Source organism: Tabrizicola sp. M-4, assembly GCF_051132405.1.
In the GTDB taxonomy this organism is placed as follows: domain Bacteria; phylum Pseudomonadota; class Alphaproteobacteria; order Rhodobacterales; family Rhodobacteraceae; genus Paragemmobacter.
Genome location: NZ_CP128606.1, coordinates 3,205,606 through 3,228,924, shown reverse-complemented (window position 1 = coordinate 3,228,924; position 23,319 = coordinate 3,205,606). Strand labels below are relative to the sequence as shown.

The window sequence follows — 23,319 nt, the reverse complement described above, 5'->3', positions numbered from 1 at the left end:
TGGCGCGGGTCTTGCAGGGCAGGTGTGGGTTTGGGGGAACGGCGGAGGCGGAATGCGGGAAACTGTCAGATTGGGGGAAGAAAAATGTTCGAAAGGTGCTATTGTGGCGGGCAAATCACCAAGAACAAATCTGGGCAGTGCTTTGATGATCGAACCTGACATGCGCGACCGGCTTCTGTCGGAGCCGGAACTTCTGCTGGAAGACAAGGATGTGATGAACGCCCTGATCGCCGCGAATGAGCGGGCGATGGGGTCGAACATCGTCGATCTGCGCGGCATCGCGATGGAGCGGATGGAGGCGCGGCTGGAGCGGCTGGAGGATACCCACCGGTCGGTCATCGCGGCGGCCTATGAGAATCTTGCGGGGACGAACCAGATCCATCGGGCGATCCTGCAGATGCTGGACCCGCTGAGTTTCGAGGAGTTCCTGAAATCGCTGGCGGGCGAGGTGGCGGCGACGCTGCGGGTGGATTGCATCCGGCTGGTGCTGGAGAGCGTGCAGCCAGAGGACAGCCCCGCGCTGCTGCGCAAGCTGGGCGATGTGCTTTATGTGGCGGAACCGGGTTTCGTGACGGATTACCTTGCGGGCGGGCGGAACGTGCCGATGCGGCCCGTGGTGCTGCGGCAGGTGGCGCCCGACAATGACGCGCTTTACGGCGAGCGGGCGGGGTGGATCCGGTCCGAGGCGCTGATGCGGCTGGATTTCGGGAAGGGGCGGTTGCCGGGGATGCTTGTCCTTGGGGCAGAGGACCCGCACCAGTTTAAGCCGACGCATGGGACGGACCTTTTGGCCTTTTTTGCCGGGGTCTTCGAGCGCACGATGCGGCGGTGGCTGCAATGAGCGGTGAGGGGTTGATTTCACCGCAGGTGCGGGACGCTCTGGGGCGCTGGCTGGTGCATCTTTCGGCGCTGGACGGGATGGCGGAGAACACGGTCACGGCCTATCGGCGCGATGTGGCGGGGTATCTGTCCTTCATCGCGTGGCATCGCGGCGGGACGGAGGGGCTTGCGTCGTTGGCGCGGCTGTCGGTGCAGGATCTGCGGGCTTGGATGGCGCATGAGCGGGCGCGGGGCGTTTCGGCGCGGTCGCTGGCGCGGTCTCTGTCGGCGGTGAAGGGGTTCACCTCGTGGCTGGCGGATCGCGACGGGGTGGATGCGACGGTGGTCCTGTCGGCGCGGGGGCCAAAATATCGGCGGCGGTTGCCGAGGCCGCTGTCGGTGGATGGCGCGCAGGCCATGCTGGAGACGGTGGGCGAGCAGAGCCGCGAGGAATGGGCGGCGGCGCGGGATACGGCGGTGCTGACGCTGCTCTATGGCTGCGGGCTGCGGATTTCCGAGGCGCTGGGGCTGACGGGGGCTGCGCATCCGATGCCCGAGGTGCTGCGGATCAGGGGGAAGGGGGGCAAGACGCGGCTGGTGCCGGTGCTGCCCGCCGCGCGGGAGGCGGTGGCGCGCTATGCGGAGCTTTGCCCCTTCGAGCTTTCGCCGGATGAGCCGCTGTTCCGGGGGGCGCGGGGTGGGCCGTTGAACCCGCGGCTGATCGCGCTGGCGATGGAGCGGACGCGGATGCAATTGGGCCTGCCGTCGAGCGCGACGCCGCATGCGATGCGCCATTCCTTCGCGACGCATCTGCTGTCGGCCGGGGGTGACCTGCGGGCGATACAGGAATTGCTGGGCCATGCCTCGCTGTCCACGACGCAGGCATATACGGCTGTGGATGCATCACGTTTGATGGAAGTCTATGAAAAGGCGCATCCGCGTGCCTGACGGGAATTGCGCCATGGGGCGTTTCGGTGCATGTCGGTGACCATGGATCTCCGTTTCAAAGCCCTTTCAGTGCATCTGTTGACCGCCACGGGTGCGGTGCTTTCGATGTTCGCCATGCTGGCGGCCGTCGAAGAGCAGTGGAGCCTGATGTTCCTGTGGCTGGTGGTGGCGTTGATCGTGGACGGGGTCGATGGGCCCTTGGCGCGGCGCTATGACGTGACGAAGAACTGGCCGACCTATGACGGGGTCCTGATGGACCTGATCGTCGATTATCTGACCTATGTGTTCATCCCGGCCTATGCCCTGTTCAAATCGGGGCTGCTGCCGGGCTGGACGGGGTGGTTCGCCATCATTGCCATCGTCTACGGATCGGTCGTCTATTTCGCGGATACGCGGATGAAGACGAAGGACAAGAGCTTTGCCGGGTTTCCGGCCTGCTGGAATATGGTGGTGCTGGTGCTGTTCGCCGTGCATCCGGCGTGGTGGGTGATCCTGATCATCGTGGTGGCGCTGACGGTGGGGATGTTCACCAACCTGAAGTTCGTCCATCCGGTGCGCACGAAGCGGTGGCGGATGGTGACGCTGCCGATGGCGCTTGGCTGGGTCTTCTTTGCGGGCTGGGCGGCATGGGTGGATTTCTATCCGCAAAGCTGGGCGCATTGGGGGTTGGTGATCACCTCGCTTTATCTGACCTTCGCGGGGATCGCGCAGCAGATCATTCCGGATCGTAGTGTGGATCGGGTCGCCTGAGGACGGGCTGGGAACGTGTGTGAGGGGGGCGGGGTGAACCCCGCCCTACAGGCGCGTGAGGATCACGCCCGCGACGATGACGCAGGCGGCGATGGCTTTTTCGGCCCCCATCTTTTCCCCGAAGGCCAGCCAGCCGATCAGGACGGCGAAGAGGATCGACGTTTCGCGCAGGGCGGCCACGACGGCGAGGGGGGCCACGGTCATGACCCAGACGGAAACGGCATAGGCCCCGTAGGAGGCGCCGGAGGCGAGGGTGCCGAGGCCCCATGCCTTGCGGTCGCGGGGGATGATGCCCGTGCCCTTCCACAGCAGCATCCCGGTGGTGAAGATGAGGCCATCCACCACGAAGACCCAAGCCACATAGGCCACGGCATCGCCCGAGACGCGGGCGCCGAGGCCGTCGATCATCGTATAGGTCGCGGTGGCGCAGGCGGAGCCGAGCGCGAAGGGGAGAAGGCGGCGATCCTCGGCCTGGGTGAAGACGCCGCGCGCCATGAGGAGGATGCCCGCGCCGAGGACGGCGATGCCGAGATATTCCTGCGCGCTGATGGCATCGGCGAGGGTGAAGGCCCCGACGAGGGCCACGACCATGGGCGCGGCCCCGCGCGCGATGGGATAGACGCGGGAAAGGTCGCCGCGTTCATAGGCGAAGACGAGGAAGGACTTGTAGCAGAAATGCGTGCAGCCCGAGGCGAGCAGCCACCACCAGACATGGGCATCGGGGAAGGGCCGGAACAGCGCGACGGAGAGGCCGATGGGGATTTCGGCCACCGAGAGGATGAGCATGCCGCCCGCCTTGGACGTGCCGACCTTGATGAGTGCGTTCCAAAGGGCATGGAGGAAGGCCGCGGCGAGGACGGCGAGGAAGATGCCAAGGCTCAAGATGCACCTGTCATGGAACGGTCACGACAGGGCTAGGCGTTGACGGGGCGATGGGCAAGCGGCGAATGGGGGCGGGAATGTATCGGTGACAAAGTAAGGCTATGCGCCCTGTTCACGAGGGCGTAAGGCGGGGCATGGCATTCCGGACGATGACATTGGAAGAGGCGGCGGCCCTGCCGCGCTGGCGCAGGCCGGAGGCCCTGCTGTTCCTGATGGCCTTCGCCATGCCCGTGGCCTTTGCCACATGGTCGGCGCTGTTGAACAACTTCGTCATCGAGGTGGCGAATTTCTCGGGCGTGGAGATCGGCTGGCTGCATACGGTGCGCGAGATACCGGGGCTGCTGGCGGTGGGCGTGATCTTCCTGATCCTTTACATGCGCGAGCAGGTTCTTGGCGTGGCGATGCTGGGATTGCTGGGCGTGGCCTCGGCAGTGACGGCGTGGTTTCCATCCTTTGGCGGGATGCTGCTGGTGACGCTGCTGTCTTCCATCGGGTTCCACTACTATGAGACGGTGAACCAGTCGTTGCAGTTGCAGTGGATCGAGAAAGGCCGCGCGCCGGAGGTTCTGGGGCGGATCGTGGCGGTGGGATCGGGGGCGTCGCTTCTGGCCTATGGCGCGCTGGTGCTGCTGTGGGAGCCGCTTGGGTTGACCTATGACATGGTCTATCTGGTGTCGGGCGGGATCACGGCGGGGATCGCGCTGTTCTGCTATCTGGCCTATCCGCAGTTCGAGGGGCCGCATCCGCAGATCAAGCGGATGGTGCTGCGGCGGCGCTATTGGCTGTTCTATGCGCTGCAGTTCATGGCGGGCGCGCGGCGGCAGATATTCGTCGTCTTTGCGGGCTTCATGATGGTCGAACGCTTTGGCATGAAAGTGTCGGAGATGACCATGCTGCTCTTGGTCAATTACGTGTTGCAGATGGTCGCCGCCCCCACGATGGGCCGCGCGCTGGGGCGGTTCGGCGAACGGAACGTGATGGCCTTTGAATATGTCGGGCTGACCTTGGTGTTTCTGGCCTATGGGGGCCTTTACTGGTTCGGCTGGGGGCTGGTGATCGCGGGGGGCCTATACATCCTTGACCAGATGTTCTTCGCGCTGTCCTTCGCGTTGAAGACCTATTTCCAGAAGATCGCCGATCCGGGCGACATCGCGCCCACGGCGGCGGTGGCTTTCACCATCAACCATATCGCGGCGGTGTTCCTGCCTGCCGCCATGGGATATATGTGGGCGCGCAGCCCGGATTGGGTTTTCGTCCTTGGGGCGGGGATGGCGCTGGTGGCGCTTGCGCTGGCGCTGATGATCCCGCGGCATCCGGAACCGGGATACGAGACGGTGTTCGGTTCATGGGGCCCGCGGCGGGCACCGGCGGAGTGAGGCCATAGACCTTGTGATATGCGCGGCGAATTTCTTCGGGGAAATTTGCCGTGGCTGGCCCTATATTGGGGGGAAACCGATGGAGGGCTTTGGCATGTTTTTCGTGGATCGCCGCAAGATGGAGATGGTCACGCCGGACAAGGCGCTGCCGGGGCGGGCGGAGCCGTTGCCGACCGCCGAGACGCATTTCCTGTCAGGCATCCCGCTGAAATCCCCCGTGCCTGCGGGCATGGCGGAGGCGATGTTCGGGATGGGCTGCTTCTGGGGTGTGGAGCGGAAGTTCTGGCAGACGAAGGGTGTCTGGCTGACCATGGTCGGTTATGCGGGCGGGTTCACGCCGAACCCGACCTATCGCGAGACCTGCACGCAGCTGACGGGGCATAACGAGGTGGTGCGGGTGATCTTCGACCCCGCCGTGATTTCCTACGAGGGGCTGCTGAAGGTCTTCTGGGAGGGGCATGACCCAACGCAGGGGATGCGGCAGGGGAATGACATCGGGTCGACCTATCGCAGCGGCATCTATTGCTATGACGAGGCGCAGGCGGAGGCCGCGCGGGCGTCGAAGTCCGTCTATCAGGCGCGGCTGACGGCAGCGGGATATGGGGCCATCACGACGGAGATCGTGCCTGTGCCGGTCTTCTATTTCGCCGAGGATTACCATCAGCAGTATCTGGCGAAGAATCCCGACGGTTATTGCGGCATCGGGGGGACGGGGGTAAGTTGCCCCATCGGACTGACCGCCTGAGACGCGGCAGCGTTTCAAGGGTTGGGGGATATCTCGGGTCATGGCGTCTGGGCGCATCGACACGCGCGCCGTCGGGCTGGAGGCTGGCTGCGCGCTGGCCAAGTGGCTGACAGGCAAGGAGCATATGCATTACGGGCTGTGGGCGGGGCTGGAGCCTGTTGCGGCCAATCTGGGGGCGGCGCAGGAGGCCTATAGCCAGCGGTTGATGTCGCTGTTCCCGGAGGGGCGGTTGCGGATATTGGACATTGGCGGTGGCGCGGGCGAGACGGCGAAGCGGCTGATCGCGATGGGGCATCGGGTGGAGATCGTGGTGCCGTCGGCCTTTCTGGCCGGGCGATGCCGGGAGAATGCGCCCGAGGCCGTGGTGCATGAGGCGATGTTCGAGGAGGCGCAGGTCACCGGGCCGTTCGACCTGTGCCTGTTCTCGGAGAGTTTTCAGTATATTCCGCTGGATCAGAGCCTGCCGCGGGCCAAGGCCTTGCTGGCACCGGGCGGGGCCATCGTGATTGGCGATGTGTTCCGGCGGCTGGACGGGGATTGGTTGAAGAATCCGCATCGGACGGTGGGTGGCGGGCATGTGGTGGAGAGTTTCCTAGCGGCTGCCGCCAAGGAGGGGTTGGCGGTAGAGGCACAGATCGACGTGACCGACGAGGTTGCGCCCTCGATCGATGTGGAACAGGCCTTCTTCAATGTGCTGGGCGTGGGGCTTTCGGGGATGGACCGGGAGTTGCGGCAGCATCGGCCCCTGCTGCGGCGGTTGGCGGTGGGCATCGTCGGGCGCCTGATGGGGGAACGGCGTCGGAAGTCCTTGGTGCGGCGGCTGACCGGGGATGACCGCACGGCAGAGGCCTTCCGGCGCAGCAACCGCTATCTGCTGATGCGGTTGCGCCCGACGGCGGATTAGAGTTTATCGGGGGTGATCCACGAGGAGACGCCCCCATGCCCACCTATTCCGCCCTGACCACGCTGGAAGGCGAGGATGCCGCAGTGGCACTTGCCAATGCCATCGAGCGGATGGACCCGGAGCCCACGGGGGTGGGCGTCTTCGAGATCGAGGATGACAGCGGGCTGTGGGAGGTGGGGGCCTATTTCCTTGAAAAGCCCGACATGGTGATGCTGGAGGTGATCGCGCTGGCTTTTGGCGCGAAGCCCTTTGCTTTGTCGGAACTGCCCGAGATCGACTGGGTCGCAAAGGTGCGGCGGGAGTTGAGCCCGGTGGAGGCGGGGCGGTTCTTCGTATATGGCAGCCATGATGCGGACAAGGTTCCGGCCGGGCGCGTGGCGTTGCAGATCGAGGCGACCGTGGCTTTCGGCACCGGGCATCATGGCACGACGCTGGGCTGTCTGCGGGCGTTCGACCGGCTGTTCGAGGCCGGCTTCCGTCCGGCCAAGGTGGCGGATATCGGCTGCGGGACGGCGGTGCTTGCGATGGCGGCGGCGGCGGTGCTGCCCGATGCGCTGGTGATCGCGTCGGATATCGACGAAGTGGCGGTCGAGGTTGCTGTCGCCAATGTCGGGATCAACGGGCTGGAAGGTCGCGTGGAATGCCTTGAGGCGGCGGGGTTCGGCCATGCGCGGCTGGCAGAGGCGGCGCCCTTCGATCTGGTCTTTGCCAATATCCTGAAGGGGCCGTTGATCGAACTTGCGCCGGACATGGCGGCGCATGTGGGCAAAGGCGGCATCGCCATCCTGTCGGGCCTTCTGGTTGTGCAGGCCGAGGCGGTGACGGCGGCCTATGTCGCGGAGGGATTCGCGTTGGAGGCGCGCGAGGATATCGGCGAATGGTCCACGCTTGTGCTGCGGCGCGCGTAAGGACTGGTCTAGGCCCGCGAAAGGGCGGGTTTATACGAAAGGTTTATTAGAACTTGCGGCAGGAATGCGGCGAAGGGGCCGTTTTGCCGCAATTTTGCCATGATTTCTGAATATTGCTTTCTGCGGTGGGGGTCGAGATGTAGGGGCAAACCATGTCCGACCCGAATTTGGATGACTTCTACACGCGTGTCGGCCGCATCGAGCGGACTCATGCAATGGGCCATGGGTTTGAGGCGCCGGGCACGCTTGGCCGATCCTATTACCGCAGGTTGCCAGTGCGGCGGCGACCGGTCTTTCGGATCGGCGTTTTCCTGTTCTGCTTCTGCTTTGGCCTGAAGGGCGCGATCCATTACCACATGGGTGCTGAGGCCTATGATGCGCGCGTGGCGCAGATCGAGTCCCGCGGGGGGGGCGATGCGATGCAGGCCTTCCTGATGCAGTCGGAGCCTTTGACCAACCTGATTTCGGGCGCGATCAAGATCGTGGTGGAGCGCAGCCGCAGCTGAGGGCGGGATGGACCGGGATCCTGTGGGGTCTCTGGCAACCCGGAAATGCAAAGAGCCGTCGTCCCCCACGGACGACGGCTCTGGCATTTCGGAACGGTGCTGTGGTTCAGCGACCGATCATTTCGATGTCGCCACGGCACAGGCCGATATCGTCAAGCTCACGATCAGAAAGCTTGGCAAGGGCCTTGCGGGTGACGCGGGCGTCGTTCCAGTTCGAGAAGGCGATGAAGCCGTTCGAGATGAACTGGACAGCGCGGAAGATCGAAATGGCGCCGAACGGCGCCGTGCGGGTCGTTTCATAGGCGGCCATGGGAGGTATCCTTTTTAAACTGCTCATGGTGGAAGCAACCTTGCTTCACGACAGCCATATAATCGTGCTGCGACTGCACAACCAGCGCTGCAATGGCAAAGCACCCTTGCAATGGCTGCATGACGAGAGAGGGCCGTCTGGCCCTGTTTTTGCTGGATGATGCGGTTCCGGACGAGTGCGGCGTCGGATTGTCGACGGGCAGCGTCGCTTTCTGCATCTGCATAACAAATCGTTTACAAACTCTGCAAGGGGAAATGGCATTTGCCGGATGTTCCCGTTTCGTGCTAATTCTGACCCAAGCAATGAGAAAAGGGGCAGGGATGCGGGTTTTGGGAATCGACCCCGGTCTGAGGAACCTCGGCTGGGGGGTGATCGACGTGGCGGGGGCAAGGTTGACCCATGTCGCCAACGGCATCTGCCATTCCGCCCCGGGCGAGGAGGGGGAGGGAGATCTGGCGCTGCGCCTGCTGTCGCTGCACGCGCAATTGACCGAGGTGCTGCGGCAGTGGCAGCCGGATACGGCGGCGGTAGAGCATACATTCGTGAACAAGGACGCGGTGGCGACGCTGAAGCTGGGGCAGGCGCGGGGGATCGCGCTGCTGGTGCCGGCGCAGTTCGGGCTGACCGTGGGGGAATATGCGCCCAATGCGGTGAAGAAAACGGTGGTGGGCGTGGGCCATGCGGCGAAGGTGCAGGTCGATCATATGGTGAAGCTGCATCTGCCGGGGGTGAAGGTGGCGGGGCCGGATGCGGCGGATGCCTTGGCGGTGGCAATCTGCCATGCCCATCACAGCCAGAGCGCGGGGCGCTTGCAGGCGGCGCTGAAGAGGGCGGCGGGATGATCGGCAAGATTTCTGGGCGGCTGGACTGGCGCGGGTCTGATACGGTGCTGATCGATGTGCGCGGGGTGGGATACATCGTCCATGTGAGCGAGCGGACGATGGCCGCGCTGCCGGGGGTGGGGGAGGCGGTTTCGCTTTACACCGATCTGCTGGTGCGGGAGGACCTGCTTCAGTTGTTCGGGTTTCCGACCATGCTGGAGAAAGAGTGGCACAAGCTTTTGATGACCGTGCAGGGGGTTGGCGCGAAGGCGTCGATGGCGATCCTTGGTGCCTTGGGTGCGGAGGGGGTGGCGCGGGCGATTTCCCTTGGTGATGCGCGTGCGGTGCAGGCGGCACCCGGCGTGGGGCCGAAGCTGGCGCAGCGGGTGATATTGGAGTTGAAGGCCAAGGCGCCGGGGTTGATGGCGATGGGGGGGAAGCTGTCGGTTTCGGCCGTGGCGGATGCGGCGGATGCGGTGATCGAACCCTTCGCGCCCGCGCCGAAGAAGGCCGCGAAGGTGGATGGGGCGGCGCAGGCGCGGGCGGCGGCGAGTGCGGATGCGCTGTCGGCCTTGGCGAACCTTGGCTATGGCGCGGGGGATGCGGCGCAGGCGGTGGCGACAGTCGCGGCGGAGATGCCGGAGGCGGATGCGGCGGCTCTGATCCGGGCGGCATTGAAGCTGCTTGCGCCGAAGTAAGACTTGCAGCGCGCCGGACGTTGACCATCTTTACCTTTGGTCATGGAGGGTCAGGTCATGGGCGGGTATGGCAAGACATTCATCCTGATGGCGGCGCTGACGGCGCTGTTCATGGGGATCGGCGCGATGATCGGGGGTGCGGGCGGGGCCGTGCTTGCGTTGGTCTTTGCGGCGGGGATGAACCTGTTCGGCTACTGGAACGCCGACAAGGCGGTGCTGCGGATGACCGGGGCGCGCGAGGTTGACCTGACCAGCGCGCCGGACTTTGTGGGGATGGTGCATCGGCTGGCCGATGGGGCGGGGATGCCGCGCCCGAAGGTCTATGTGATCGAAAGCGACCAGCCCAATGCCTTTGCCACGGGGCGCAACCCGGAGAATGCGGCGGTTGCGGCGACGACGGGGCTTTTGCGGCGGTTGACGGCGGAGGAAGTGGCGGCGGTGATGGCGCATGAGTTGGCGCATATCCAGAACCGCGACACGCTGATCATGACGGTGACGGCGACCTTTGCGGGGGCCATCGGGATGCTGGCCAATTTCGCGATGTTCTTCGGCCGGGATCGGCAGGGGGGCATGCTGGGGGCGATTGCGGTGATGATCTTCGCGCCCTTGGCGGCGGGTCTGGTGCAGATGGCGATTTCGCGGTCACGGGAATATGAGGCGGACAAGGTGGGGGCGGCGATCTGCGGCAATCCCATGTGGCTGGCATCCGCGTTGAGGAAGATCGACGCCTTCGCCAAGGGGATCGACAATGACGCGGCCGAGCGGAACCCGGCGGTGGCGCATATGTTCATCATCAACCCCTTGCACGCGCATAAGCGGGACGCGCTGTTTTCCACCCATCCGGCCACGGCGAACCGGATCGCCGCGCTTGAGGCGCTGGCGGCAGAGGGGAAGCGCTGGGGCAAGGTGGGTGTCGAGGCGCGGGGGCCGTGGGAATAGGGTTTCGGGTGCTTGCCAAATTGGCGGCGTTCTGTGAATGTTCCGGCCATGATGAACCCGGACCCGACCCTGCGGCCTGAGCGGCTGCCCGAAGACACAGACCGTGCGCTGCGCCCGCAGGCGCTGGAGGAATTCGTGGGGCAGGCGGAGGCGCGGGCGAACCTGCGCGTCTTCATCGAAAGCGCCCGGATGCGGGGCGAGGCGATGGATCACACGCTGTTCCACGGGCCGCCGGGGCTGGGCAAGACGACGCTGGCGCAGATCATGGCGCGGGAGTTGGGGGTGGGGTTCCGGATGACCTCCGGCCCCGTGCTGGCCAAGCCCGGCGATCTGGCGGCGATCCTGACGAACCTCGAACCGCGGGATGTGCTGTTCATCGACGAGATTCACCGCCTGAGCCCGGTGGTGGAGGAGGTGCTGTATCCGGCGATGGAGGATTTCGCGCTGGATCTGGTGATCGGCGAGGGGCCAGCGGCGCGGACGGTGCGGATTGATCTGCAGCCTTTCACTCTGGTCGGGGCGACGACGCGGCTGGGGCTTTTGACGACGCCGCTGCGCGACCGGTTCGGGATACCGACGCGGCTGCAGTTCTATACCGAGGATGAGTTGCACCTGATCGTGGGGCGCGGCGCGCGGCTGTTGGGTGTGCAGGCGGAAGCGGAGGGAACGCGCGAGATCGCGCGGCGGGCGCGGGGGACGCCCCGCGTGGCGGGGCGTCTGCTGCGGCGGGTGGTTGATTTCGTGCTGGTCGAGGGCGACGGGCGGTTGACGCGTGAGATCGCCGACCGCGCGCTGACGCGGTTGGGGGTGGATCATCTGGGGCTGGACGGGGCGGACCGGCGGTATCTGATGCTGCTGGCCGAGAATTACGGAGGTGGACCCGTGGGGGTGGAAACCATCGCGGCGGCCCTTTCCGAAGCGCGGGACGCGATCGAGGAGGTGATCGAGCCCTACCTCCTGCAGCAAGGCCTGATCCAGCGGACGCCGCGCGGGCGGATGCTGGCGGCGAGGGCGTGGCGGCATCTGGGGCTGGAGCCGCCGAAGGGGCCGGGACAGGCGGATTTGTTCGAGGGGTGAACATCATGCATGGATTGCGAGTGGCGATCGTCGCGGCGGCGATAGGCGGGCTGTTGGCTGGCGCGGGTCGGGCAGAGGAGGCCATAGACAGCGCATCGGGTCCGGCCACGATCACCAAGGGCGAGGGGCAGCATATGCTGCGCATCGCGGGGACGGCGTTTCCGATTGACGGGATGATGTTCGTATCCTTTGCGGACAGGGTGGGCAATCTGGTGTTGGTCCAGATGTCGTCGGGCGGGTCGCTCTGTCCGGCGGAGTTCGCATGGCTGGACACGACGCCGGGCAAAGTGCGGCTGACCGAGACCTTCGGCACCTGTTCGGACCTTTACGAGATTGCCGCAGATGCCGAGACGGTGACGGTCACGATGCCGGGACCGCCCGGGCAGGGGCGGAGTGCCTTTGTCTGGGACGGCAAGGGGCGGATCGTCGAGCAGAAACTGGGGATGGAGGCGACGGGCAAGACGCCCGAGATGGGGGCTGAGGGCTGGGTCGGGCAGCATCCTTACGGGCTGGTGACGGCACCGGAATGGGCCGGTGTGTTCACCGATCTCATGGGGGGTGAGGCGCTGTCGCGCGTGCAGGCGGCGATGGCTATCGGCACCGAGATGGAGCGGCAGGGTGACTGGGTCGCCGGGCGCGGCTGTCAGGCGCATATGTGCGACGCGGTGCGCGCTGCAGTTGCGGTGAGTTCGGTGGATGGACGTGTTGTCGTGGCGTTATGGGAAGAGGGCAGTGGTCCGCGCCTGTGGGGGGATGCGTCGGCAGGGCTTCCACCGGCAGTGGCTCAGGTGATGGCGGGGCAGTAGGCCGCGCCAGGGTGACGATTTTTCTGCGAAAAATCAGGGGGCTTTGCGCCCCCTCGGCGCGTGCCGCGCCTCACCCCCGCAGGGTATTGGGGCCGAGACGAAGGGCAGATCAGAGGTGCCGGTGGGTCGATTGCCACTCGGTCGGGGTTTGACCCGTGATGCGGCGGAATTCTCGATTGAAGTTGGATTTGGTCAGGATGCCTGCCTCAAGCATGGCCTGTGTGACGGTTGCGCCGCGGGCGAGCGCGTCGCAGGCGGCGCGGATGCGGTGGCTGTTGACCAGGCGTGAGATATTGTCACCGGTCGTGCGGTTGACGGCCGTGGAGAGGCGTTTGGCGGGCACCTGAAGGCGGCGGGCGAGTTTTGCGAGCGTCAGGTCCGGATCACGCCAGAGCGCGCGGGTTTCCAGGAGGTCGGCGAGGCGGGCCATGAGGGTGTGGTCGTCCTCGGTCGCGGCGGGCGGGGGCGGGTTGTCCGGGGTTTCGGCCGGGGCAGTGAGCCGTTCGGCGGCCAGCGCGAGACTGCCGATGCCGAGAAGCAGGACACTGGTCGCGATGTCGACGATCATGGGCACGCGGGCGGGATTGCCCGCGGCGATGGCCAGCGCGATGCCGAAGTCGGAGAGCGCTGACAGGGCGAGGGCGAGGGCGATGCCGCCCCAGAGGAGGCGGGGATGGCCGCCCTGGCCAAGGCGGCTGCGCGGCAGGTCGGGCCCTGTGCGATGCAGCGCCGTGGCGATGGCCGCCGCATAGGTGGCATAGGTGAGGGGGACAAGGAGTTCGAGGAGGAGCCCGCCCTGCCAGCGCAGCGCGAGCGCCGCCAGCGGGCCCGCGGCATGAAGGGCGTCGCGGGGCCGAAGGGGGCGGGCGAGGGCGTCGGCGTTCCAGGCGAGCCAGGCGAGGGCGGGGATGGCCATGGCGGTGACGGGTTGCAGGAAGCGGGCGGCGGGCTGGCCGTAGTGCAGGGCGAGGGCGTTGATGAGTGCCTGCAGGGCAAGCAGGGCGAGGAGGCCCGCGATGACCGGCACGGGGCCGCCGCGCAGCACCATGCGCAGGGCGAGGAAGCCCATGATCAGCGACAGGACGAGGGGCAGGGGCAGGGCGATCATGGGATAGCGGTAGTCCTCGAACCGGTTTTGCACAACCTCGAACCGGTTTCAGGGCGCGGAGGAGGGGGGGGCGGTGGCACGGAGGCGGCATTCGCAAACCCTTCCTTCCGATGGAGAAACCCAATGAAGACCCTGATCCTAGGCCTGTGCCTTTCGCTGATGCCTGCCGTGCTGTGCGCCGAGGGGGCGGGGCATGTAGCGGGGGTGCAGGAGGGCACGATCCCTGCGCCGCATCATGGGCGGGAAATGGAGTTCGCCCTCTGGTATCCGGCGGTGCAGGGCAGCGCGACCGCGTCCTTTGGGGGGAACCCCGTGTTCCGGCCTGTGACTGTGGCGCCCGAGGCGGAGGCAGTGGCGGGGCGTCATCCGCTGATTCTGCTGTCGCATGGGCTGGGGGGGCATTACCGATCGCTCGGCTGGTTGGCGGTGGCGCTAGCGGAGCGGGGGGCGGTTGTGGTGGCGGTGAATCATCCGGAAAGCACGGTTTTCGATTTCGACATGCAGGCGGGGTTGCGGCACTGGACGCGGGCGGAGGATCTGCGGCTTGCGCTGGATCATGTGCTGGCCGATCCGGTGCTGGGGCCGATGGTGGATGAGACACGGATCGCGGCGGCGGGGTTTTCCTATGGCGGCTGGACCGCGCTGACGCTGGCGGGGGTGCGGGGGAACCTTGCCGGGTATCGGGCGCTTTGCGCCACGGCGCCGACAGGGCATTGCCGGGACATCGCGGCGCAGGGGGGTGATCTGGGGCTGCTGGAGGCGGGGGCCTGGGATGCCGATCTGGCGGATGCGCGGGTGGATGCGGTCGTTGCGATCGATCCGGGGCTGACATGGGGGCTGGAGGCGGCGGATGTGGCGGGGCTCGCCGTGCCTGCGCTGCTGATCCAGTTGGGGGCGGGTGTGGACCGGCTGGACAGCACCGACATCTCGGCCGAGGGGAGCGGCTTCGCGGCGCTGGTGCCGCAGGCGCGGGTGGTGGAGGTGGCCCCGGCCTATCATTTCTCGGTCCTGCCGCTCTGCACGGAGAAGGGGGCGGCCATTCTGGAGGCGGAGGGGGATGATCCGGTCTGCACCGATCCGGCGGGGGCGGTTCGTGCGGCGATCCATCGGGCAGTCATTGCGGCGGTGGTGCAGCATCTGGGACTTTGACGGAGGGAAGGGCCTGCGTCCTGCCCCCGGCAGGGCCGGGCCCTTTTCCTGCGGTTGAGGTGATGGCGGGGAGGCTGTATGGGCGCGGCAGGGACGCAGAGGGAGCGGGCATGGAAGCGGAGCGGGTTCAGGCATTGTTCACGCGGGCGGACGGGCGTTTTCTTTGCGCGCGCTGGGGGCGGCCTATCGTGCCGGTGGTGTTCGGGGTGGAGGATGCCACGCTTTCGGTGGTGAAGGGGGCGGTGGAGGCGGTGGTCGCGCTGGCGGGGCATCGCATGGCCGAGACGGACCCGGAACTCGGCGCGAACCTGATGATCTTCTTTTTCCGCGACTGGGCGGAATTGCCGGAGGTGCCCAACCTCGACCGGCTGGTGACGGGGTTGCGTGATCTTTGCGCGCGGCTGGAGGCGGCGGAGGCGAACCAGTATCGCATCTTCCGCTTTGACGAGGCGGGTGCGATCCGGGCGGCTTTCGTCTTCATCCGGATGGACGATCATCTTGCGGCGGTGCCGGTGGAGACGCTGGCGTTGAGTCAGGCGGTGCAGGTCATCCTTCTGTGGTCGGACCGGGCCTTTGCCGATCAGGCGCCGCTGGCGGCGGGGAAGGAGGGGGTCGTTATGCTGCGCCCGGAGATCGCGGCGGTGATCCGGGCGGCCTATGATCCGGTCTTGCCGGGGATGGCGCAGGATCCTTCGCATGCGCTGCGCCTTGTGGCGCGGATAGCGGCGGTGCAGTGACCGGCTGAGCGGGAAGGCGGCAGGCGCGGAGTCCTCACCCCGGTGGCGGGTCTGCGCGTGACAGGCGGGCCAGGGCGGGGGAGGACTGGCTGACGGGCGTTTGGCCCGCCGATGCGGAGGATGCGTGATGATCGTGAGGGAAAGACCGGATCTTTGGGACCTGCTTACGGCGCTGCGCGGGTCGATCGTGCCGCGGATTGCTGCACCGGTTCTGGTGCTTGCGGCCTTTGCGGCGATGGCGGTCGGGCTGGACCGGGTGACGGGGGAAGTGCCGCGGCTGGACGGATCGGCCTTTGCGGTGTTCGGGATCGGGTTGTCGCTGTTTCTGGGGTTCCGCAACAATGCCGCCTATGACCGCTGGTGGGAGGCGCGCCGACTGTGGGGCGGATTGCTGGCCGATCTGCGCAGCCTTGCGCGGGAGGCGGAGGTTTTTGTCGCTGCGCCGGACGTGCGGCGGTCGTTGCTGAAAGGGGCGCTGGATTTCATCCATGCGCATCGCATCAACCTGCGGGGCCTGCCTGTCGCGGACGCGCCTCGCCCAGAGGTGGGGGCGCTGGCGGCGGCTGCGCATCCGCCCTGCGCGGTGCTGGACCGGATGGGAAAGATGGTGGCCGAGGCGCATCGCGGCGGCGGCATCGACGGGTTCGGGGCGCGGGCGCTGACGCAGCGGCTGGCGTCCATCGCGATGCAGCAGGCGGGGTGCGAGCGGATCGCGAACAGCCCCCTGCCCTTCGTTTACTCGTTGCTGATCTATCGAACGACTTATCTTTATTGCCTGCTGCTGCCCTTTGCCCTGACGGATGCGACGGGATGGGCAACGCCGCTTTTCGTGGCGGTGGTGGGTTACATGTTCCTTGGGCTGGCCGAGGTGACCGAGGAGTTGAGCCATCCCTTTGCGGCAAGCCAGAATGGCATCGCGATGGATGCCATGTGCCGTGCGGCAGAGATCAGCCTTGCACCGCATCTGGGGCAGGAGGCCCCGCCCGCTTTGCAGCCGGTGAACCACTACCTCAGTTGAGGAGCGGGTTTCCTTTCGCGGGCGGGCTGGCTAACGTGCTGGTCGGGCTTGGGTTTTCGGGGCCTGCAAGCGGAGGGCGCGGGGCATGGGGCCCGATATCCTGATCATCGGTTCGGGCATGGGGGGCGCGACGCTTGCGGCGGGGCTTGCGCCGAGCGGGCGGAGAATCGTCATTCTGGAGCGGGGGGAGCGGCTGGAGGATTGCGCGGAGGCGCGTGATCCGGCGGCGATCTTCGAGCGGGGGCATTTCCGGCCCAAGGAGATGTGGCGCGATGCCGAGGGGCGGGCCTTCAACCCCGGCAACTATGCCTTCGTGGGCGGGAATACCAAGTTCTACGGCGCGGTTCTGCTGCGCTATCGCGAGGCGGATTTCGCGCCGTTGCGCCATATGGGCGGGGTGACGCCGGGGTGGCCCATCGGTTACGCCGAGTTGGAGCCGTTCTACAGCCGGGCCGAGACGCTTTACCGTGTGCGGGGCGATGCAGCGGGCGATCCGACGGAGCCGTGGCGGTCTGCGCCCTATCCCTTTTCGCCCGTGCCGGATGAGCCGGATGTAGCCGCGCTGCGGCGGGCTTTCGGAGCGCAGGGTCTGCATGTGTCGTCGCTGCCTCTGGGTGTCGATCTGGAGGCGTGGCTGGCGCGGGGGGCAACGACATGGGACGCCTTTCCCGACACCACGGGCGCGAAGTCCGATGCGGAGAATTGCGCGCTGGCCGAGGCGTTGCGGCATCCGAACGTGTCGCTGGTGACGGGGGCGGGGGTGGTGCGCCTGTTGGCCGAGGGGCGGCGGGTGACCGGGGTGGAGGTGGAGCGGGCCGGACGGCGCGAGGTGATGCGCGCGCCGGTGGTCTGTCTTTGCGCGGGGGCGGTGATGTCGGCGGCGCTGCTTTTGGCCTCGGCCAATGCGGAGCATCCGGGGGGGCTGGCGAACCGGTCGGATCAGGTGGGGCGGAATTTCATGAACCACAACCTGACGGGGATGGTGGCTTGGAACCCGTTCCGGCGGAACCGGACGGTCTATGAGAAGACGATCCAGTTCAACGACTGGTATCTGACGGGCGGGCCGGGTGGAGAGCCTTTGGGCAATGTCCAGATGCTGGGCCGGATCACGGGGCCCATCCTTGCGGGTGAGGCGGGGCTGCCCCTGTGGCTGGCGCGGCATGTGGCGGAGCATTCGATCCATATCATGGCCATGTCGGAGGATCTGCCGGACCCTGCCTCGCGCGTGATGTGGAAGGAGGGGCAGGTGGTGCTGGATTGGCGACGGACCAATGTGGCGGCGCATGACCTTCTGGTGGCGAAGTTGAAACGGGCGATGCGGCGGGCGGGATGGCCCATCGTGCTGTCGAAGGGGTTTCCCAAGTCGAAGCCCAGCCATCAATGCGGCACGGCGCGGATGGGGACTGACCCCGCGACATCGGTCGTCGATCCGGGACTGAGGGCGCATGATCTGGACAATCTTTACATCGTCGATGCCTCTGTCCTGCCGACGTCGGCGGCGGTGAACCCGTCCCTGACGGTGGCGGCGCTGGCCTTGCGGGCGGCGGAACGGATCGGGCGGGGGGCCTTGCCCGCCTGAGCCTGCGGTTGCGCTTTGGATTTGGCGGGGGCTTCTGTAGAGTTTCGGCGCGGTCCGAAGGCGGGGAGGCTGTCGGGTGCTGGAATACGGCCATGACTGGCGGTTGGTGCTGGCCTCTTTCGCCATTGCTTTGATGGCGGGGTTCACCGGCCTGTCGTTGACGCGGGGCGTGTCGCGGCTGTCGGTGACGCAGCGCAAGGTTGCGGTGTCGATGGCGGCGGTGGCGCTGGGCGGGGGCATCTGGTCGATGCACTTCGTGGCGATGCTGGGGCTGCAACTGCCGATCTTCTATTTCTATGACGCGCTGACGACGCTGGTTTCGGCGCTGGCGGCGATCCTGATGACGGGACTGGCGCTGCTGATCCTGCATTTCCGGCCGAGGACGTCGCGCAGCGTGACGCTGGCGGGGGTGATCATGGGGCTGGGCATCGCGGTGATGCATTACATCGGGATGTCGGGAATGGAGTTGTGCCGCCCGGTCTATACGCCCTTGGGCGTGGGGGGCGCGCTGCTGGCGGCGGTTGTCCTTCCAGTGCTTGCGGTGCGGGTGGCCTATTCCGAGCGGGGGCGGCGGAACATACTTTTGGGGACGGTGGGGTTTGGCGTCGCGGTGGTCATCGTGCATTTCATCGCCATGGCCGGGACGGGGTTCCTGCCGGAGGCGGGGGCGGTGGTGGCGGGGCCGGTGTTGGGGAACGGGACGCTGGGCATTGTGGTCACGCTGGCGGCTTTCCTGATCTCGGCCGCGTTCCTGTTGACAGGGATCACCTTCGGCCCGTCGGCGGAGGAGGTGCTGGCGTCGCTGCCGGCGCGGGAAGCCGTGTCTGCCCCTGTGCCCTTGGCGGAAGTGGTTGCGCGTCCTGTCGTGGAGCCGGTGGTGGCGACGGCGCGGCGGGCCGAGACTCTCCGCGTGCCGCATGAGAAGGAGGGGCGGACGCTGTTCCTTGACCCGATGGCGATTTCGGCGGTGCGGGCCGAGGGGCATTACACGCTGCTCTTGCGGGGGACGGAGCGGCTGTTCTGCCCGTGGTCGATCTCGGAAGCGGAGGAGAGGCTGACACCGGCGGGGTTCATTCGGGTGCATCGGAGCTTTCTGGTCAATCCGCTGCGCGTGGTGAAGTTCGAGCGGCTGAAGGATGGCGGGCAATGCAGCGTGGAGGGGGCGGAGGACCGCATCCCGGTCAGCCGCGCGCGGTTGGCGGAGTTGCGGGAGGTCATGGGTCTGTAGGGCTGTCGCAGTTCGTGCAGGCATTCCGCAATTCGTGCAAAAGCCGTCCGGTTTCGTTCACCCGGCCTAAACAGCGGGTTCCGGCGAAATAGCCTTCCCTCTCAACCCGTGCGGGAGCGACGCGGGGTCGGGAGGAGATCATGATACCATCGGCTTTTGCCTATCACAGGCCGGGCGACCTTGCGGCTGCCATCGGCCTGCTTGCGGAACATGGCGATGAGGCGCGGGTCATCGCGGGGGGGCACAGCCTGATCCCGATGATGAAGCTGCGCATGGCGGAGGTGGGCCATCTGGTGGACCTGCAGGCAGTGGCCGAGCTGAAGGGGATCACCGTGGACGGGGCCCGCGCGACCATCGGGGCGATGGTGACGCAGGCGGAACTGATCGGGCATGAGGGGTTGGCGAAGGCGCTGCCCCTGCTGCGCGAGGCGGCGTTGCAGATCGCCGATCCGCAGGTGCGCTATGTTGGCACCGTGGGGGGCAATGTGGCCAATGGCGATCCGGGCAATGACATGCCGGGGTTGATGCAGTGTCTGGATGCGAGCTTTACGCTGGTGGGCCCCGGCGGAAGCCGCGATGTGGCGGCGCGGGCCTTCTATCACGGGCTATATGCGACGGAACGGGCGGAGGACGAGATCCTGACGCGGATCACCGTGCCTGTGGCGGCCGGCGGTTACGCCTATGAAAAGCAGAAGCGCAAGATCGGGGACTATGCCACGGCGGCGGCGGCGGTGTTGTTGACCAAATCCGGGGGCAAGGTTGCGAGCGCATCGGTTGCGATGACGAACCTGTCGGATGTGCCGGTCTGGTCGGAGGCGGCGGCGGCGGCGCTGGTGGGCAGTGACTGCGGCGAGGCAGCGGTGAAGGCGGCGGTTGCCGCCATGCTGGGCGATATCGACCCGCAGAAGGACAATCGCGGACCGATTGAATTCAAGCGGCATGTGGCGGGCGTGATCCTTGGTCGGGCGATTGCCCGGGCATGGACGCGGGCCTGAGGGGGGATGGTCATGGGAAAGAAGATGCAGGTCAGCCTGACGGTGAACGGCGAGGTGCATGAGGTGCTGGCCGAACCGCGGGAATTGCTGATCCATACGCTGCGCGAGAGGCTGGGCATCACGGGGCCGCATATCGGCTGCGAGACCAGCCATTGCGGGGCCTGCACGGTGGATATGGACGGGCGGTCGGTGAAGGCCTGCACGGTGTTCGTGGCACAGGCGGACGGGGCGGAGATCACCACGATCGAAGGGCTGGGCGGGCCGGACGGGCTGCATGTGCTGCAGCGGATGTTCCGGGAGCATCACGGGTTGCAATGCGGCTATTGCACGCCGGGGATGATCACCCGGGCGCATCGGTTGCTGCAGGAGAACCCCTCTCCCACCGAGGAGGAGGTGCGGTTCGGCATGGCGGGGAACCTGTGCCGCTGCACGGGATACCAGAACATCGTGAAGGCGATCTTGGCTGCTGCGGCAGAGATGAATGCGAAGGAGGCTGCGGAATGAACGACCTGACGCCGACACGCGAGGAGCGCATCGCCAATCTGAAGGGCATGGGGACCAGCCGGAAGCGGGTGGAGGATGTGCGGTTCACCCAGGGCAAGGGGAACTATGTCGACGACATCAAGTTGCAGGGAATGCTGTTCGGGGATTTCGTCCGTTCGCCCTATGCCCATGCGCGGGTGAAGTCGATCAATGCCGATGCGGCGCGGGCTCTGCCCGGTGTTGTGGCGGTGCTGACGGCGGCGGATCTGGCACCGCTGAACCTGCACTGGATGCCGACGCTGGCGGGCGACAAGCAGATGGTGCTGGCCGATGGCAAGGTACTGTTTCAGGGGCAGGAGGTGGCCTTCGTCGTGGCGACCGACCGCTATATCGCCGCCGATGCCATCGAGTTGGTCGAGGTGGAGTATGAGGAACTGCCCGTCGTGGTGGACCCTTTCGCCGCGATGGAACCTGACGCGCCGGTGCTGCGCGAGGATCTGAACGGGATCATGTCGGGCGCGCATGGGCCGCGGCGGCATCACAACCACATCTTCCTGTGGGAGACGGGCGACAGGGAGGCGACGGAAGAGGCACTGGGTGCAGCCGAGGTGGTGGCCGAGGAGATGGTCTATTACCACCGCACGCACCCTTGTCCGTTGGAGACCTGCGGATGCGTTGCCTCCATGGACAAGGTGAACGGCAAGCTGACGGTCTGGGGGACGTTTCAGGCCCCGCATGTGGTGCGCACTGTGGCCTCGCTCCTTTCCGGGATCGAGGAGCATAATATTCGCGTCGTGTCGCCCGATATCGGGGGCGGGTTTGGGAACAAGGTGGGGGTTTATCCCGGCTATGTCTGTGCCATCGTCGCCTCCATCGTGACGGGGAAACCCGTGAAATGGGTCGAAGACCGGATGGACAATCTGATGGCCACGGCCTTTGCCCGCGACTATTGGATGAAGGGGCGGATCAGCGCCACGAAGGACGGCAGGATCACCGCGCTGCACTGCCATGTTACGGCGGATCACGGTGCGTTCGATGCCTGCGCGGACCCGACGAAATTTCCGGCGGGGTTCTTTCACATCTGCACGGGGAGTTACGACATCCCGGTGGCTTATGTGGGGGTGGACGGGGTCTATACGAACAAGGCACCGGGCGGCGTGGCCTATCGCTGTTCCTTCCGGGTGACGGAGGCCGCATATTTCATCGAGCGGATGATCGAGGTGCTGGCCATCGAGTTGGGGATGGACGCCGCCGAGTTGCGGCGCATCAATTTCATCCGCAAGGAGCAGTTCCCCTATCAGTCGGCGCTGGGCTGGGAATATGACTCGGGCGATTACCACACCGCGTGGGACAAGGCGCTGGAGGCGGTGAATTACAAGGCGCTGAGGGAGGAGCAGGCGCAGCGGATCGCCGATTTCAGGGCGGGGAAGACGCGCAAGCTTTTGGGCATTGGCTTGACGCATTTCACGGAGATCGTGGGGGCGGGGCCGGTGAAGAATTGCGACATCCTCGGGATGGGGATGTTCGACAGTTGTGAGATCCGCATCCATCCGACGGGTTCTGCCATCGCGCGGCTTGGGACGATCAGCCAAGGGCAGGGGCATGCGACGACCTTTGCCCAGATCATCGCCAGCGAGATCGGGCTGAGCGCGGACAGCATCACGGTGGAGGAGGGTGATACGGATACCGCTCCCTATGGTCTTGGCACTTATGGCAGCCGGTCGACGCCCGTTGCAGGGGCGGCGACAGCGCTGTGCGGGCGGAAGATCCGGGCCAAGGCGCAGATGATCGCGGCTTGGCTTCTGGAGGTGCATGAGGGCGATCTTGAATGGGACGTGGACCGGTTTCAGGTGAAGGGCGCGCCAGAGAGGTTCAAGACCATGAAGGACATCGCCTATGCGGCCTACAATCAGGCCATTCCGGGGATAGAGCCTGGGCTGGAGGCGGTGTCCTATTACGATCCGCCGAACATGACCTATCCCTTCGGCGCCTATATCGCGGTGATGGAGATCGACGTGGATACGGGCGAGCATGAGGTGCGCCAGTTCTACGCGCTGGATGATTGCGGCACGCGGATCAACCCGATGGTGATCGAGGGACAGGTCCATGGTGGTGCTACGGAAGGCTATGCCATCGCGATGGGGCAGGAGATCGCCTATGACGAGATCGGCAACGTCAAGACTGGGACGTTGATGGACTTCTTCCTGCCCACCGCATGGGAGACGCCGCATTACACGACGGACCATACCGAGACGCCCAGCCCGCACCATCCCATCGGAGCGAAGGGGGTGGGGGAGAGCCCGAATGTCGGGTCGGTTCCGGCCTTTTCGAACGCGGTGCATGACGCGTTCCGGGCGTTTGGTCTGAGGCAGAGCCATATGCCGCATGACCATTGGCGGATTTGGAAGATTGCCCGCGATCTGGGGCTGCATGGGTGACCGGGTGGGGCGGGGTGAACCCCGCCCTACAGGGCACCATCACGGGGGGCGGGGTGAACCCCGCCCTACGGGGCGCAACATTGTAGGGCGGGGTT

The 23,319-nt window shown here is 66.2% G+C and carries 24 protein-coding genes; 21 read left to right on the top strand and 3 right to left on the bottom strand.

The genetic code is table 11. The features are described from left to right. Positions 1-145: 145 nt before the first annotated feature. Genes TabM4_RS15755 through TabM4_RS15745 form a run of 3 tightly spaced genes read left to right on the top strand, consistent with a single transcriptional unit; the run spans position 146 to position 2,517 of the window. On the top strand, positions 146-841 hold the full coding sequence (locus TabM4_RS15755) for a DUF484 family protein (protein ID WP_434614426.1): 696 nt from the start codon (positions 146-148) through the stop codon (positions 839-841). After that, positions 838-1,767: a tyrosine recombinase XerC gene (locus TabM4_RS15750; RefSeq protein WP_434614423.1), complete on the top strand. Its 930-nt coding sequence runs from the start codon at positions 838-840 to the stop codon at positions 1,765-1,767. Before TabM4_RS15755 ends, TabM4_RS15750 begins: the two co-directional genes overlap by 4 nt. 42 nt (positions 1,768-1,809) lie before the next feature. Continuing rightward, positions 1,810-2,517 carry a CDP-alcohol phosphatidyltransferase family protein gene (locus TabM4_RS15745; protein WP_434614420.1) on the top strand — a complete coding sequence of 236 codons (708 nt, stop codon included), beginning with the start codon at positions 1,810-1,812 and terminating at the stop codon, positions 2,515-2,517. A 45-nt stretch (positions 2,518-2,562) separates the two neighbouring features. Here the strand turns inward: TabM4_RS15745 and TabM4_RS15740 are convergent, their stop codons facing one another. Continuing rightward, positions 2,563-3,399: an EamA family transporter gene (locus TabM4_RS15740; RefSeq protein ID WP_434614417.1), complete on the bottom strand. Its 837-nt coding sequence runs from the start codon at positions 3,397-3,399 to the stop codon at positions 2,563-2,565. 134 nt (positions 3,400-3,533) lie between these two features. Here TabM4_RS15740 and TabM4_RS15735 point away from each other — a divergent pair, with 134 nt between their 5' ends. From TabM4_RS15735 to TabM4_RS15715, 5 genes are all read left to right on the top strand, one after another. Continuing rightward, on the top strand, positions 3,534-4,775 hold the full coding sequence (locus tag TabM4_RS15735) for an MFS transporter (protein ID WP_434614414.1): 1,242 nt from the start codon (positions 3,534-3,536) through the stop codon (positions 4,773-4,775). Between the two features lie 94 nt (positions 4,776-4,869). Continuing rightward, complete coding sequence (gene msrA / locus TabM4_RS15730) at positions 4,870-5,520, top strand: peptide-methionine (S)-S-oxide reductase MsrA (protein ID WP_434614411.1); 651 nt, start codon at positions 4,870-4,872, stop codon at positions 5,518-5,520. Between the two features lie 40 nt (positions 5,521-5,560). Continuing rightward, positions 5,561-6,424: a class I SAM-dependent methyltransferase gene (locus tag TabM4_RS15725; protein WP_434614408.1), complete on the top strand. Its 864-nt coding sequence runs from the start codon at positions 5,561-5,563 to the stop codon at positions 6,422-6,424. 35 nt (positions 6,425-6,459) lie between these two features. Next, positions 6,460-7,332 (top strand): 50S ribosomal protein L11 methyltransferase, encoded by an 873-nt coding sequence (locus TabM4_RS15720; RefSeq protein WP_434614405.1) that lies wholly within the window; start codon positions 6,460-6,462, stop codon positions 7,330-7,332. Between the two features lie 152 nt (positions 7,333-7,484). Next, positions 7,485-7,838, top strand: a complete 354-nt coding sequence (locus TabM4_RS15715; RefSeq protein ID WP_434614402.1) for a hypothetical protein — start codon at positions 7,485-7,487, stop codon at positions 7,836-7,838. Between the two features lie 106 nt (positions 7,839-7,944). On the opposite strand, the gene TabM4_RS15710 is transcribed toward TabM4_RS15715, so the two are convergent. After that, positions 7,945-8,148, bottom strand: a complete 204-nt coding sequence (locus tag TabM4_RS15710) for a DUF1127 domain-containing protein (protein ID WP_434614399.1) — start codon at positions 8,146-8,148, stop codon at positions 7,945-7,947. Between the two features lie 320 nt (positions 8,149-8,468). On the opposite strand from TabM4_RS15710, the gene ruvC reads away from it, so the two are divergent. From ruvC to TabM4_RS15685, 5 genes are read left to right on the top strand one after another with little or no spacing between them, the layout of a single operon-like run. After that, entirely contained in the window at positions 8,469-8,990 is a 522-nt protein-coding gene (ruvC, locus tag TabM4_RS15705) for a crossover junction endodeoxyribonuclease RuvC (protein WP_434614396.1), read from the top strand. Further along, positions 8,987-9,667 carry a Holliday junction branch migration protein RuvA gene (gene ruvA / locus TabM4_RS15700; RefSeq protein WP_434614394.1) on the top strand — a complete coding sequence of 227 codons (681 nt, stop codon included), beginning with the start codon at positions 8,987-8,989 and terminating at the stop codon, positions 9,665-9,667. The genes ruvC and ruvA overlap by 4 nt, the downstream gene beginning before the upstream one ends. Positions 9,668-9,709: 42 nt before the next feature. Then, positions 9,710-10,606 (top strand): zinc metalloprotease HtpX, encoded by an 897-nt coding sequence (htpX, locus tag TabM4_RS15695; RefSeq protein WP_434614391.1) that lies wholly within the window; start codon positions 9,710-9,712, stop codon positions 10,604-10,606. A gap of 48 nt (positions 10,607-10,654) precedes the next feature. Continuing rightward, positions 10,655-11,683, top strand: coding sequence for a Holliday junction branch migration DNA helicase RuvB (ruvB, locus tag TabM4_RS15690; protein WP_434614388.1), 1,029 nt, complete (start codon positions 10,655-10,657; stop codon positions 11,681-11,683). Between the two features lie 5 nt (positions 11,684-11,688). Beyond that, positions 11,689-12,489: a hypothetical protein gene (locus TabM4_RS15685; RefSeq protein ID WP_434614386.1), complete on the top strand. Its 801-nt coding sequence runs from the start codon at positions 11,689-11,691 to the stop codon at positions 12,487-12,489. 109 nt (positions 12,490-12,598) lie between these two features. Here TabM4_RS15685 and TabM4_RS15680 read toward each other — a convergent pair whose 3' ends face one another. Further along, complete coding sequence (locus TabM4_RS15680) at positions 12,599-13,597, bottom strand: helix-turn-helix domain-containing protein (RefSeq protein ID WP_434614383.1); 999 nt, start codon at positions 13,595-13,597, stop codon at positions 12,599-12,601. Positions 13,598-13,720: 123 nt separating this feature from the next. Between TabM4_RS15680 and TabM4_RS15675 the strand changes: the two genes are divergently transcribed. The 8 genes from TabM4_RS15675 (at position 13,721) to TabM4_RS15640 (ending at position 23,224) form a co-directional block, all read left to right on the top strand. Then, positions 13,721-14,746, top strand: a complete 1,026-nt coding sequence (locus TabM4_RS15675) for an alpha/beta hydrolase family protein (RefSeq protein WP_434614380.1) — start codon at positions 13,721-13,723, stop codon at positions 14,744-14,746. Between the two features lie 110 nt (positions 14,747-14,856). After that, on the top strand, positions 14,857-15,483 hold the full coding sequence (locus tag TabM4_RS15670) for a hypothetical protein (RefSeq protein WP_434614377.1): 627 nt from the start codon (positions 14,857-14,859) through the stop codon (positions 15,481-15,483). A 127-nt stretch (positions 15,484-15,610) separates the two neighbouring features. Continuing rightward, positions 15,611-16,501: a bestrophin family protein gene (locus TabM4_RS15665; RefSeq protein ID WP_434614374.1), complete on the top strand. Its 891-nt coding sequence runs from the start codon at positions 15,611-15,613 to the stop codon at positions 16,499-16,501. Between the two features lie 85 nt (positions 16,502-16,586). After that, positions 16,587-18,080, top strand: coding sequence for an FAD-dependent oxidoreductase (locus TabM4_RS15660; RefSeq protein ID WP_434614371.1), 1,494 nt, complete (start codon positions 16,587-16,589; stop codon positions 18,078-18,080). Between the two features lie 76 nt (positions 18,081-18,156). Beyond that, positions 18,157-19,308 carry an MHYT domain-containing protein gene (locus TabM4_RS15655; protein ID WP_434614368.1) on the top strand — a complete coding sequence of 384 codons (1,152 nt, stop codon included), beginning with the start codon at positions 18,157-18,159 and terminating at the stop codon, positions 19,306-19,308. Between the two features lie 140 nt (positions 19,309-19,448). Continuing rightward, positions 19,449-20,303 carry an FAD binding domain-containing protein gene (locus tag TabM4_RS15650; protein ID WP_434614365.1) on the top strand — a complete coding sequence of 285 codons (855 nt, stop codon included), beginning with the start codon at positions 19,449-19,451 and terminating at the stop codon, positions 20,301-20,303. Between the two features lie 12 nt (positions 20,304-20,315). Further along, entirely contained in the window at positions 20,316-20,807 is a 492-nt protein-coding gene (locus tag TabM4_RS15645; protein ID WP_434614363.1) for a (2Fe-2S)-binding protein, read from the top strand. After that, positions 20,804-23,224 carry an aerobic carbon-monoxide dehydrogenase large subunit gene (locus tag TabM4_RS15640; RefSeq protein ID WP_434614360.1) on the top strand — a complete coding sequence of 807 codons (2,421 nt, stop codon included), beginning with the start codon at positions 20,804-20,806 and terminating at the stop codon, positions 23,222-23,224. The genes TabM4_RS15645 and TabM4_RS15640 overlap by 4 nt, the downstream gene beginning before the upstream one ends. Positions 23,225-23,319 lie beyond the last annotated feature (95 nt).